General features: G+C 46.0%; 12 protein-coding genes and 1 pseudogene. 8 read left to right on the top strand and 5 right to left on the bottom strand.

Features of this window, described 5'->3' with window-relative positions; all coding sequences use genetic code 11:
• The first annotated feature begins 8 nt into the window (after positions 1–8).
• Together AC4G47_RS20700 and AC4G47_RS20695 are read left to right on the top strand one after the other, a co-directional pair.
• Positions 9–1,976, top strand: coding sequence for a PTS fructose transporter subunit IIABC (locus AC4G47_RS20700; RefSeq protein WP_491102422.1), 1,968 nt, complete (start codon positions 9–11; stop codon positions 1,974–1,976).
• 245 nt (positions 1,977–2,221) lie between these two features.
• Positions 2,222–3,010 carry a class I SAM-dependent methyltransferase gene (locus tag AC4G47_RS20695; RefSeq protein ID WP_491102420.1) on the top strand — a complete coding sequence of 263 codons (789 nt, stop codon included), beginning with the start codon at positions 2,222–2,224 and terminating at the stop codon, positions 3,008–3,010.
• A 77-nt stretch (positions 3,011–3,087) separates the two neighbouring features.
• Here the strand turns inward: AC4G47_RS20695 and AC4G47_RS20690 are convergent, their stop codons facing one another.
• The 3 genes and pseudogenes from AC4G47_RS20690 to AC4G47_RS20680 form a co-directional block, all read right to left on the bottom strand.
• Complete coding sequence (locus AC4G47_RS20690; RefSeq protein WP_491102418.1) at positions 3,088–4,227, bottom strand: zinc-dependent alcohol dehydrogenase; 1,140 nt, start codon at positions 4,225–4,227, stop codon at positions 3,088–3,090.
• A gap of 77 nt (positions 4,228–4,304) precedes the next feature.
• Positions 4,305–4,565, bottom strand: a pseudogene (locus AC4G47_RS20685) (cupin domain-containing protein); the annotation flags it as partial.
• A 2-nt stretch (positions 4,566–4,567) separates the two neighbouring features.
• Positions 4,568–5,437: an SDR family NAD(P)-dependent oxidoreductase gene (locus tag AC4G47_RS20680; protein ID WP_491102417.1), complete on the bottom strand. Its 870-nt coding sequence runs from the start codon at positions 5,435–5,437 to the stop codon at positions 4,568–4,570.
• Between the two features lie 169 nt (positions 5,438–5,606).
• Here AC4G47_RS20680 and AC4G47_RS20675 point away from each other — a divergent pair, with 169 nt between their 5' ends.
• Complete coding sequence (locus AC4G47_RS20675; protein ID WP_458126187.1) at positions 5,607–6,044, top strand: MerR family transcriptional regulator; 438 nt, start codon at positions 5,607–5,609, stop codon at positions 6,042–6,044.
• 60 nt (positions 6,045–6,104) lie between these two features.
• Here the strand turns inward: AC4G47_RS20675 and AC4G47_RS20670 are convergent, their stop codons facing one another.
• A complete protein-coding gene (locus AC4G47_RS20670) occupies positions 6,105–7,040 on the bottom strand; it encodes an AraC family transcriptional regulator (RefSeq protein ID WP_458126188.1) in 936 nt (311 codons plus the stop codon).
• A gap of 160 nt (positions 7,041–7,200) precedes the next feature.
• Here AC4G47_RS20670 and AC4G47_RS20665 point away from each other — a divergent pair, with 160 nt between their 5' ends.
• The 5 genes from AC4G47_RS20665 to AC4G47_RS20645 all read left to right on the top strand — a co-directional run bounded on the left by AC4G47_RS20665 (position 7,201) and on the right by AC4G47_RS20645 (position 11,794).
• Positions 7,201–7,482: an Atu4866 domain-containing protein gene (locus tag AC4G47_RS20665; protein ID WP_491102416.1), complete on the top strand. Its 282-nt coding sequence runs from the start codon at positions 7,201–7,203 to the stop codon at positions 7,480–7,482.
• 16 nt (positions 7,483–7,498) lie between these two features.
• Positions 7,499–8,236: an SDR family oxidoreductase gene (locus AC4G47_RS20660; RefSeq protein WP_491102414.1), complete on the top strand. Its 738-nt coding sequence runs from the start codon at positions 7,499–7,501 to the stop codon at positions 8,234–8,236.
• 59 nt (positions 8,237–8,295) lie between these two features.
• The gene (locus AC4G47_RS20655) at positions 8,296–9,198 is read left to right on the top strand and encodes a LysR family transcriptional regulator (RefSeq protein WP_458126191.1); all 903 of its coding nucleotides are present in this window, start codon (positions 8,296–8,298) and stop codon (positions 9,196–9,198) included.
• Between the two features lie 164 nt (positions 9,199–9,362).
• A complete protein-coding gene (locus AC4G47_RS20650) occupies positions 9,363–10,106 on the top strand; it encodes a spermidine synthase (protein WP_491102413.1) in 744 nt (247 codons plus the stop codon).
• Between the two features lie 71 nt (positions 10,107–10,177).
• Complete coding sequence (locus AC4G47_RS20645; RefSeq protein WP_491102412.1) at positions 10,178–11,794, top strand: sensor domain-containing diguanylate cyclase; 1,617 nt, start codon at positions 10,178–10,180, stop codon at positions 11,792–11,794.
• 72 nt (positions 11,795–11,866) lie between these two features.
• On the opposite strand, the gene AC4G47_RS20640 is transcribed toward AC4G47_RS20645, so the two are convergent.
• Positions 11,867–12,859, bottom strand: coding sequence for a Gfo/Idh/MocA family protein (locus AC4G47_RS20640; RefSeq protein ID WP_491102410.1), 993 nt, complete (start codon positions 12,857–12,859; stop codon positions 11,867–11,869).
• Positions 12,860–12,907 lie beyond the last annotated feature (48 nt).

Below are 12,907 nucleotides of genomic sequence, written 5' to 3'. Positions count from 1 at the left end.
GTACCAAGATGAGAATAACAGACTTGATGATCCAGGAAACGATGATCATGGACCTGCAAGCCACAACCAAAGACGAGGCTATTGATGAGTTAATTGCAAGCCTTAACCGAAGCGGACGTATTAATGATCCGGTCCTGTTCAAGGAAATGATCTATAAAAGAGAAGCTGAATCCAGCACAGGTATTGGTGGCGGAATTGCGATGCCTCACGCCAAAACTACAGCGGTGAATGAACCAACGGTTGTATTTGCCAAGAGTAGAAAAGGACTTGATTTTGAAGCGTTGGATGATCAGCCAGCTCATGTGTTCTTCATGATTGCGGCTCCAGAAGGCGCAGGTAATACCCATCTGCGTACGCTTGCAGCTCTTTCCAGGTTGTTGATTGATAGCGATTTCATCTCACAACTGATGAGCACGGATACACCTGCAGAAGTCAGTGCATTGTTTGATGCCAAACAGGCGGAAGCAGCAGAGAAGGAAGCCGCTAAAGAGAAAGCAAAGGCTGAAAAAGCTGCAAATGCCGCATCCGCTTCTACTACTACTAAGCAACAGAATACCTCTGGTGTGATTGTAGGTAATGCGAATTCGGAGGATTTTGTTGTTGCGGTTACAGCTTGTCCGACAGGTATAGCTCATACATTTATGGCTGAAGATGCACTCAAAAAGAAAGCTCAGGAAATGGGCATTAATATTCGCGTAGAGACAAATGGCTCTGAAGGCGCACAGAATGTTCTCACTGCTGACGAGATTGCCCGCGCCAAAGGGGTTATCGTTGCCGCAGATAAAAATGTGGAGATGGCACGTTTCGATGGTAAACCGGTATTGCAAAGACCGGTGAGCGATGGAATCCGAAAATCCGAAGAACTGATTCGCAAGGCCGTTAACGGCGATGCACCGATCTATCGCAGTCAGGGCGGAAATGCCAAGGAAGAGGGCGCAAGCACTGGCAAGGTTAGTGTAGGTAGCAAAATCTATAAAGATCTGATGAATGGTATCTCGCATATGCTGCCATTCGTTGTAGGTGGCGGTATCCTGCTAGCAATCTCCTTCTTGTTCGAACAGATTGCTAGTCCTGAAAATCCGATTGTACAACTGCTTCAAACCATCGGTGGCGGAACAGGTGCGTTCCACTTCCTGATTCCGGTACTTGCCGGATTTATCGCGATGAGTATTGGTGATCGCCCGGCCCTGATGCCTGGTATGGTCGGTGGATTGATGGCAGTTAACTCGAACGCTGGTTTCCTTGGCGGTTTGGCTGCCGGTTTCCTGGCTGGTTATGTAGTCATTGGACTTCGTAAGTTGTTCAAAGGTTTACCGAAAGCGATTGATGGCTTGAAACCAATCTTGCTGTATCCGGTATTCGGCTTGCTGATCGTGGGTGCCATCAGTTTCTATGTCTTTGATCCAATCTTTGGTTCCCTGAACACTTGGCTTGTAGACGCACTTGGTAACCTGGGTACAGGTAATGCGGTATTGCTGGGCGTGCTGCTTGGCGGCATGATGTCCATTGATATGGGTGGACCGTTCAACAAAGCGGCTTACACGTTCGCCATTGGCGTATTTACATCCAGTGGTAACACAGATGGTGCATGGATGGCTGCGGTTATGGCAGGCGGTATGGTACCTCCTCTGGCCATTGCACTTGCAACCACGTTCTTCAAATCCAAATTCACGGAGCAAGAACGCAAGTCTGGCCTGACTAACTATGTACTTGGATTCTCTTTCATCACAGAAGGTGCAATTCCATTTGCTGCGGCTGATCCATTACGTGTATTGACTTCTTGTATTCTGGGTTCCGCTGTTGCCGGCGGACTGACACAACTGTGGAGCATTAATGTACCTGCTCCGCATGGCGGGATCTTCGTGGCAGCACTGGCGAACCACGCACTGTTATTCCTTCTCGCTGTTGCAATTGGTGCTGTAATCTCCGGTCTGATCCTGGGACTGTGGAAGAAGTCACCAACGCTCGTGAAGTAACGATAAGGATTAGCATTAGAGGTTAACAAGTCATCTGTTATGATGATTAAAATATAGGAAACATCCCCTGAGTAGAATTCACTTGGGGGATGTTTTTATTTCGACTTCTTTGTAGGGTAATGGGAGGTAACTCTGGATTTGGGTAAAATGCTTATTTAGCTTTTATATTTATCTGTGGTAAAATAAAAATAATTATGTTATGAAACTAGGTTTCGTCTAATGAAACAAATGTAGGAGGAATTGGAATGGCTGATGTAATCAAGAGTCAGGTACAGAAGCAGTTTGCAAAAAATGCGGAGAAATACGTGACGAGTGCTGGACATGCCAAAGGTGAGGATCTCGCGCTGCTCGTGGCTTCATCTCAAGCCACTCCGGATATGAGGGTGCTGGATATCGCCACTGGGGGAGGCCATGTAGCTAATGCTCTGGCTCCACTTGTGCAGCAGGTGACAGCCTTGGATCTGACGGAGGAAATGCTCCAGGTAGCTGAACGGTTTATTCGGGGAAATGGGCATCGTAATGTAGATTTTGTAGCCGGGGATGCAGAGAAGCTGCCTTTCGACGATGATTTCTTTGACCTTGTCACCTGCCGAATCGCTGCACACCATTTTCCAGACGTTTCTTCCTTTGTCTCTGAGGCACTACGCGTCTTGAAGCCTGGTGGAAGGTTGTTATTGATTGACAACGTGGCTCCTGAACGCGATGAGAATGACCAGTTTTACAATGAAGTGGAGAAGTATAGAGATGCAAGCCATGTTCGGGCATGGCGCAAGACGGAATGGATTCACTTGCTGGAGTATGCCGGATTCCGAATGGAAACAATGGTTTCCTTCCAGAAACGCTTTAAGTTTGAAGAATGGTGTAACCGTGCAGCACTGCCGAGTCAAGAGAGAAGGGAACTTGAAGCGAGTATGTTGAGTGCACCATCTATCATCAGAACATTTTTTAACTTTGAAGAGACGGGGCAAGGTAACCTCGTTAGCTTCCAAGGAGAAAGTGTGTATATTCAAGCCATTAAGCCGACTTTTGGATAAAAATAAAACAGGCAGACGTACCTTGAATAGGTATATCTGCTTGTTTTATTTTGCATATTTAAAACCGAAATGTCGGCTCAGGGTTTGAGTATAACCTTGGTGCATTCGTCTTCATGATCGTTGAAAATGCGGTACGCATCGCGAGCATTCTCCAGCGAAATTCGATGGGAGATGATCTCGGTTGGATCAAATTCACCAGCAGTGATCTTGCGGAACAACTCAGGCATATAATGTATAATAGGGGCTTGTCCCATTCTGAGATTAATATTACGTTCAAACAGATTGCCTAACGGAAACATGTTGTAGGATGAACCATACACACCCGTCAATTGAAGGGTGCCGAATTTGCGGATAGCTTTCATGCCGATTTCGATCGCGCTTAGGGTGCCGCCGTGAAGTTTTAGCTTCTGCCCGATTTCTTCCAGCATGTTCTTTTTGCCATCCATACCCACACAGTCGATAACAACGTCGGTCCCGCCTTTTGTAATCTCACGAATGTGCTCGCCCATATCGTCGTAATCCTCAAAATTAAAGATCTCTGCATCATTTAAGCGTTTGGCTTTCTCCAGCCGATAGGGTAGTCGATCCACAGCAATAACGCGTTTGGCACCTTTCATCCAGGCGAACTTCTGCGTCATCAGCCCAATGGGTCCACTACCGAGTACAGTAACTGTATCTCCCGGTTTGACTCCTGCATTCTCGACACTCCAGTAAGCGGTTGGGAGAACATCGGACAGGAACAATAAAGCTTCATCTTCCAATTCGCAGGATTCCGGAATCACAAACGGTGTGAAGTTCCCGTAGGGGACACGCAATAATTCTGCCTGACCTCCGGGGTGGTTTCCGTAGCGTTCGGTGAATCCGAAATAACCACCTGTATGAATATCCGGGTTACCATTGGAATTATCGCATTGGCTCTCCATGTCATGATTACAATAGAAGCATTCACCACAAGCGATATTAAAAGGCAGGACCACACGGTCCCCCTTCTTCACACGTGTCACTTCCGGACCCACTTCTTCTACAATGCCCATCGGTTCATGACCGATAACGTAATCTTTGGCAGCAGGCAAGGCTCCCTGATAAATGTGCAAATCGGATCCACATATGGCTGTGGAAGTAATACGAACGATAATGTCATCCTTCTGTTGCAGTTTGGGATCCTCAACCTCTTTGACTTGAATATCCTTGATTCCCTGAAACGTAACGGCTCTCATCTTCATATTCCTCCTTGTATAGTGGGATTCTCTGACAATTACCCTATTTCGGTACAAATGATAGAGGTGCATACTACATTCAATGACACATCCTCAAAGCGATCAACTCCGGAATATCTCCAAGAACCATAATGTGTCTGTACCGGTATTCTGTATATAGTGTCCCAATGCCACAGGTACATATCCCACATCTCCAGCCCGATAATTAAATGTGCGAGCAAATGCCATTTCCTCCGGAGACGGTCATTCTTCCTTGTCCTGTCAGATAGATAGTATGGCCATTCATCTGCATTGGGATGCCAGTGCAATTCCCGTACACCTCCAGGCGTCAGACTCATGTTCACGCCACGGGATTTCCAGACTGATTTATAAGGAAACGCTGCTCATATATCTCATTAACTCGATGTAGAACGGCAGGGCCTTGCTCTGTGAAACGAAGGGCTGTCGCTTTATTTTTAACCAGAAACGTACCGGATTCATGTCTGGTTGGTGAGAAGGCCCCGTTGTAGAGCAGCGAAGCGCCATGACTCGGATGGGGAAAGAACCATTTCATAATGGGTTTGATATAGAAGGGCAAGCCGGATGTTTTATTGCCTCTTAGCGTATTATTTCCACCGGGATCTACACTTAGCAGTTGTATGCCATCCGCTTTGGCAGACTTGGCAACCTCGCGCGTCCATAGGGAGAGGCCGAGCTTCGAAATGGCATAGGGCCCAAACAGCTTTTTGAATTCAGTCGGACGTTCCAGAGTGTTCAGATCGAATTGTTTGACCATATTGAAAGCAGTGGTAGAGGTATTAACGACTGTTTTCATCTGTCCTTTGAGCAATAGATCAACTAAATCCATGTAGATGATGTAAGGGACCACAGTCTGAAGTTCAAAGTGCATTTCATGTCCCTGATCAGAAAAACGAAGTTCAGCAGCGCTACCTCCTGCATTGTTAAATAAGACATCAATCGAATCGGTATCGGATTTAATCTGATCCAGTGCCGTTCTCAGACTGTCGTAGTTGGTCAGGTTAGCCTGAACCAACCGGAGCTGGCCTGATCGTAATGCGTTCTGAATATCGGTATCGTCAGTAGGGAAAGTGGAACGATTAAGACCAATTACCTGCCAATGTTCGGCCAGTAACTTGCGGGTCAGTTCTAGCCCGATTCCTGACGTTGAGCCTGTGATAAGAGCGGTGCGAAGTTGATTTTGTATATTCATATATACCTCCAGAAAGAATGGGATTACAGAACGAATCTGTATGCTGCGCTCATTCTATAACTTGGAGTCGACTCCAAGTCAAGGGGGTAGATGGAAGAGCGGATCATGCTTGACTTGGAGCTGACTCCAAGTTGTAATATAGAGAGAAATGAATGTGGAGGAGGCCCATATGATGAGCGAAAATGAATTGTTCTCCATTAAAGAAACGTCAGAACAGGCCGGATTATCGGAAGATACGATTCGTTATTATGAGAAAATTGGACTTCTTCCCCGAGCTGAACGCAAGGTCAATCGTCATCGGGTATACCGCCCGGAGGATATTCAAACGATGAAGTTGATCACTTGCCTGAAAAAAACAGGGATGTCTCTGGAGGAAATGAAGCCTTATCTGCAGATGTCCATGGATTCGGATCTGGCAGATTTCCCGGAGGAAAGGGAGATGCTGGTGAATCATCGGAAGAAAGTTGAAGCGCAGATTGCTTCGTTACAACAGGTAGTGGATTTTATCGACGAGAAGTTGCATAAACGAAGTATGTTTCCTGATGAATGCCCTATTACCGGTGAGAACCAAATGTCTGTATTTCAAAAAAAGAATATATTCTCCTGATGGTCATGCTCTCCATTGGAATTCGAAGACCCACGTCATAATGGCATGGGTCTTTATTTTTTAATGTTCAATTTCGAGTGTATGGCGAAGGCGTTTGATATCGCTTTTTGGGGGAAGACCATACATTCGAGCATACTCCCGGCTGAATTGGGAAGGGCTCTCATAGCCGACCTGGAACGCGGCATCGGCGGCATCGGTTGAACCTGAAAGCATCATTCGCCGGGCTTCCTGGAGCCGGATCTGTTTCTGGAATTGCAATGGACTCATGGCAGTGATGGCTTTGAAATGATGATGCAAGGAGGAGGAACTCATGTTGACCATTGCAGCGAGCTGTTCAATTCGAAGTGGTTTAGCGTATTCGGACTGGATGACTTCGATGACTTCAGCGATGTGCTGTGCATGACTATTTTGAACCGCAAACTGCATGACAGAATGTCCATGTTCATCCTGAATAATGCGATATAGAATCTCACGGATGAAGAGTGGAGCGAGGACAGGAATGTCCTTGGGTGTGTCTAGCAATCCAACCAATCGGAATACGACTTCAAGTAGTGGGAGCTTGGTTGAACTAACAAACAACCCACGGCTTGTTAAGTTGTCTGGTTTGGGTGGTGCGCAAGGGGTATCACGAATAAGATCGAAGATCTGCCCTGGATCAAAATCCAGTCGCATGCATAGATAGGGATTTTCATTGGTTGCTTGCACAACCTGCCCTGAGATAGGCAAGTTTACGGAAGATACTAAATATTGAGATAGGTCGTAGGTATAGCTCTCCCGTCCCAGTATAACTAATTTGGACCCTTGGGCGACAATACAAAGGGCAGGCTGATGAACAGAAAATATGGGTTGTGAGATCTCTGAGGCGCGGATTAAGGCAAGCGAAGGAATTGCCGTCGCATGGATCCCATCAATAGGGGTGAAACGCCCGATTAGAGAAGCCAACTTTTGCTGTTGCTCTATAATTTCATGATCCATTTTCGTTGTTTTTAAAAGCATGAAGTGCAGCCCTCCTGTGAAAAGCTATTGCTATTATTTTAGAATTTCCCGGAGATATAGGCAAGAATGTTGTTGGATTTTTCTATCGGGCAGTCACTAATCCCCTTCATAATGAAGATGAACAAGAGAAACTTTTGAATCATGGAAGGGGGCTGGAGCAATGGGACTTGAGCACATGGGAAGCAAAGAAGAACAAAAACATCCGTATGTAGGAATGTGGGTCACGAAGGATGGATACATCCGGCATGAACTTTTCCCTAATGGTCGATATGACGAATCGAGGGGCAATCGACAAAGTGCGTATAAGGGATGCTACGTCATACAGGGAGAACATATTGAATACGTGGATGATACGGGTTTTACAGCAGACGGAGACTTTAGAGAAGATATTTTGTACCATGCTGGCATGGTTTTGTATCGAGAGAATGCCAATAACCAATGAGAAGGAGTGGATTAATATGTCCAATGTAAAAGGGAAAGTCGTTGTTATTACTGGTGCAAGTAGCGGAATTGGGGAAGCAGTTGCTCGTTTGCTTGCACAGCATGGTGCACATGTAATTATTGGAGCTAGACGTGTGGAGCGCTTGGAGGAATTGGCCTCATCGATTCGTTTGGAGGGCGGTTCGGTTGAATATCAACCACTTGATGTGACTCGATTGGAAGAGATGCAGGCGATTGTCGATAAGGCTCGTACTCGGTACGGACATGTTGACGTTATTATTAATAATGCTGGTGTTATGCCGCTATCCCCTCTCGGAGCACTAAAGATTGACGAATGGAACCGCATGATTGATGTCAATATTCGTGGGGTGCTTCACGGTATTGCTGCTGGTCTTCCCATCATGAAACAGCAAGGTTTCGGCCAATTTATCAATATCGCCTCTATCGGTGCCTATGTTGTATCACCAACAGCCGCGGTGTACTGTGCAACGAAATATGCAGTCCGTGCAATTTCGGAGGGTCTTCGCCAGGAAGTGGGTGGAGATATCCGGGTAACACTCGTTTCTCCTGGTGTGACCGAATCGGAACTGGCGGATACGATCTCCGATGAAGAAGCGAGGGATTTGATGAAAGAGTATCGCAACATCTCCATTCCTGCCTCGGCAATTGCGCAAAGTATCCTATACGCCATCAACCAGCCCGAAGAGGTCGACGTGAATGAGATTGTAGTGAGACCTACAGCGAGTATAGCTTAAGTTCAGAGTCTCTTTTGGTATATAATAGGTACAATGATATCGAAAAGAGGAATTCAACCTTGACCCTACAGCAATTAAAATATGTGATTGAAGTTGCCACACGTGGCTCGATGAATGAAGCAGCCAAACGGCTGTTTATCTCCCAGCCCAGTCTGTCGAACGCCATTCGGGATCTGGAGCAGGAGCTACGCATTACCATTTTTGAACGTACCAATAAGGGCATATCGCTGTCCAAAGAAGGCGTGGAGTTCCTGAGTTATGCACGGCAGGTGGTGGAGCAAGCCGAACTGCTGGAGAATCGGTATCTGAACGCGAAACCTTCGCCGCAGCATTTCTCCGTATCGACGCAGCATTATGCGTTTGCAGTGAATGCCTTTGTTCGTCTGGTACAGAAGTATGGTCAGGATGAATACGAGTTGGCCCTCCGGGAGACGAAGACCTATGAGATTATTCAGGACGTGAAAAGCCTGCGTAGTGAAATTGGCATCCTGTATTTGAATGAGTTCAATGCTAAAGTAATTAACAAATTGTTAAAAGATGCGGGTCTGGTTTTCACAAGCCTGTTCATGGCCAAGCCACATATTTTTATCAGTGTGAAGAACCCCCTGGCGAAGCAAGAATCGGTTGCAATCGAGCAATTGCAGGATTACCCGTACCTGTCTTTTGACCAGGGAGAATACAATTCCTTTCATTTTTCCGAAGAAATCCTGAGTACGTTATCTCATCCGAAAAGCATCCAGGTCAATGACCGCGCAACGTTGTTTAATCTGTTGATTGGTTTGAATGGTTATACCATCTCTACAGGAGTGCTTAGCGCCGATCTGAACGGAAACGAGATCATTCCTGTTCCGCTGGAATGTGAGGAATCCATTAATGTAGGCTGGATAAGTCACAAGAGTACTTCTCTCTCCAATCTGGGCGTGGAATATGTCCAGGCTCTGCATGAGGCTATAGGCTCTTAATAATGTTGAAAGGTTCATAAAAAAGGCTGTTTCCGTATGATCGGAAACAGTCTTTTTCTTGATCTACTACGATCATTCAAGTATAGGGTGGTATGTTGTCATCCCGTGTAATAGAATGAAGATATATGTCGAACAAGTGTAAGCGTACGAAGGGAGAACGGTTCGTGAGAGTTCTGTATCGAAATAAAAGTGAACAGCATGAGCTGACGGTATATGATACGAAAAGGCTTTATGGAGAAAAGGGACGGTTTCGTGTATTGGAATTCTCCAACGCAGCTGTGCAGGGAGCCATGGATCTGGATGAGCCTGCCCGGATGGTGTTGGAGTATCCCCGAGCGATCGTGCATCTAATGGAACGAAATGACCCTGCATTTGATAAAGTATTTGTGGTGGGACATGGTATTGGCACGTTGCCAGCCTACTTGTCCGATCGTCAGGTAAAGGTGGCCGAGCTGGACGCAGAGGTTGCTGAGTTGAGCCGAACCTTTTTTGGATATGAAGGGAATCCTGTGCTTATTGGGGATGGTCGTGAATTATTAGGGCATGAACCCGCTGGGACATATGATTATATTATTGTTGATGCATTTACGGCAACGGGCACACCTGAGCAGTTTATATCCAGTAACTTTTTTGCCATGGTCAAGGACAAGCTGGACTCGGATGGAGCTGTGATCCTTAATGTGTTCGGACGTGCGGGCAATGATCGGCTTGTCAATGCGGTCTATACCACACTTCAGGGACAGTTTGCCTATACACGTGCATTCGCATTGCCTGTAGAAACGGCAGATGAGGTCCAAAATCGTATTTTGATGGGCAGTCATCATCCGATTGATTTTCAGCTTCGTCACATGGCGGGCTTTGTTGAACAGGAGCCAGAAGAGGGATATATCATTGTTGATTCTGGTTGATCCGATCTTAACAACTTTCGTATAAGATAGAGGGAATATGCTTTTTCATGAAAATCCGGGGGAAGTAATAAATGATTGCAGCTAACAGGATATCCAGATTACGAAAAAAACTAAAAAATATCAAGAAGATTAGCCTTACGGCCTTGCTTGGCGGGTTGGTCACCATTTCAGTTTTAATGACATTGACCATCATGGTCATCTCATCTTATACATCTCAGAAACAATCACTCATTGATAACACTCTGTCGCTAAATTACGCAAGCGCTGTGCAAATGAGCCAAACGCTGGATTCACTATTTTATTCCATGCAGGAGAGTTTGAAATATGCAGCCAAGTATTTCCCAGAGATGGATTACACCGATGCGGACAAATTGAACTCCACTCTTGATCTGGTTCGCAATAGCAGTAACTTCTTCAATTCCGTTTCTTTGGTAGATAAAGCGGGAGTAGTCAGGTCTACCTCACCTTACTCACAGGCTAGCGTAGGTCACCATGTTAGTTCCAATGCAGCAAAAGAAGCGGTTAAATTGAGGGCTTCGTATATCTCCGAAGCGTACCAGACACCCAGAACCAAACGCAGAATTGTATTTGTAAGTGAACCGATCTTTGATTCGGCAGGGGAGTACCAAGGAACAATCGGTGGAAATATCTTTTTACAGGAAAATAATATATTGAGTCTGTCTTTTGGCAGTCAGCTCAAGACAAGTAATGGTTCCTACTTTTTTATTGTGGATAAGAAGGGCACTTTGTTATTTCACCCAAACACCAACCGAATTGGTGAAAATGTCAGTAAAAATGAAGTGGTACAAAAGCTGCTAAAAAACGAGACGGGGAAAGAGCAATACAAAAACCTGGCAGGTGTGGATTCACTTGCGGGTTATTACAAAGTTCCATCAACAGACTGGGGAGTGGTGATCGTATCTCCAACTCAAACGGTCTACGATCAGCTGAATCATCATATCCGTATGTTGTTGCTGTATACTTCAGTGCCGTTCCTGATTCTGACCCTTATTGTGGTTCGGGTTGCACGCAAGCTGGCCAGCCCATTTGTACTGCTCGCTGATTTGGTGAATCAGGTTGATAAGGGGCAAGTGGAGTTGCCGGTAATGAAGCCTCACTGGAACAGGGAGGCTGATCTTCTCACACGAACGGTTGTTGGAGCGATGGCGAACTTTAGGAAACAGACGAACCAGCTTGCCTATGACGCCAGAACAGATGTCTTAACAGGCATGAACAATCGCAGAACATTCGAAGAGGTCATTCAGGACTGGATTCAGGAAGAAGCACCATTCACCATTATTGTGCTGGATATTGACCGGTTCAAATCCATTAACGATACATTCGGGCATCATGCAGGGGATGAAGTACTGAAACATATTGCCAACATCATTCAATTGTCCGTTCGACCAGAAGATGTCTGCGCTCGTTTTGGAGGAGAGGAGTTTGTTGTGTTGTTAAGAAATTCCGAATCCAATGTCGCCTTTGAGATTGCTGAACGTATCCGAATAACGGTCGAAGAAAGTATATTGCCTATCGATCGTTCTGTCACCATCTCTGCTGGAATTGCTGAATATCCATTGCATTCCACAACGGCAACGGAATTGTTCCACTTGGCGGACAATGCTCTGTATCAAGCGAAGGAAGAGGGACGTAACCGCACGATTACCATCCAGACCGTTATCAAATAGTAAAGAAGCTGACCCCTAAGAACAAGGGACAGCTTCTTTTGTCTTTTATCTTGAAAAATGAACGTATATACGTCACCCCAGTGACGATAGAATAGCGTCGCATAGTGCCATCGTTCCAATATTATCCTTGGCACTGGAATGTGGGACAGCCTGATTTTGGCAGCATTCAATAAAATGAGCCATTTCACCAACGAACCCGCGCAGATAAAGGTCACGATAAGCTCCAGACATGGGAGATCCGGAAGGAGTATATACGCTATCTTGTTCCTCAAGAGATTTCCAGGGAAGGCTGGTTGAGCTTCGGGATGAATGAACAGTGAGTGTGTTGATCTCTTCAGCATACGCAAATCCGTTATCAAAGGTCACGAGTACATTTTCGCTTTCTCGTGACCACGCACTCATGCCGATGAAATAGGCACTGCCCACGACGTTATTCTCAAATACAAGGGAGATGCTCTGGTTGATATGTTCCTTATCCCTCACAGTTGTGCCTGTAACCCGTACGGCTTCTCCGAACAGGAAACGCATCAGATCGACCATATGAATGGAAGCGAGCTTCATGAATTGTTCCTCATCCTTGCAAAATGGCGTACTGTCTACCGCGAACTTCATCTGAAATGAACGCACCTTACCTAGCGAACCGCCATCAATGAGTTCCTTGAGTTTCATATATATGGGAGCATAACGTTTCATGAAACCGACCATGACGACGACGCCAGCCTGTTCGGCAGCTTCTGCTACAGAGGCGGCTTCGGCTGCGTTCCATCCGAGCGGCTTATCCACGTATACATTTTTGCCAGCCCGAATACATTCAAGGACAAGAGCGGTCTGATCTACAGGCTGGGCGACGACAACGACTCCATCACAGGTTTCCTGCTGTAACATAAGCTGAGCGTTGTCATACGCTTTTCCGTTGCTGCCAAATCGCAGCAGAGCTGCTTCAGAGCGTTCGATACTGCGAGTGGCAATGGCCTGGATCTGCCCTCCAGCCTCAACAACAGAAGGATATATATTCGTGGATGCATGAAATCCGGCACCGATAAAACAAAGATTGGCTGTTTTCAAAGTGGATCTCTCCTTCATTTTTTTCAGTTGCATGGTTGGTTTATGTGC

The sequence above is a fragment of the Paenibacillus sp. Negev47 genome (genome assembly GCF_058313655.1).
The sequence above is the reverse complement of the archived record's forward strand: the minus strand, read 5'-3'. Positions and strand labels throughout refer to the sequence as shown.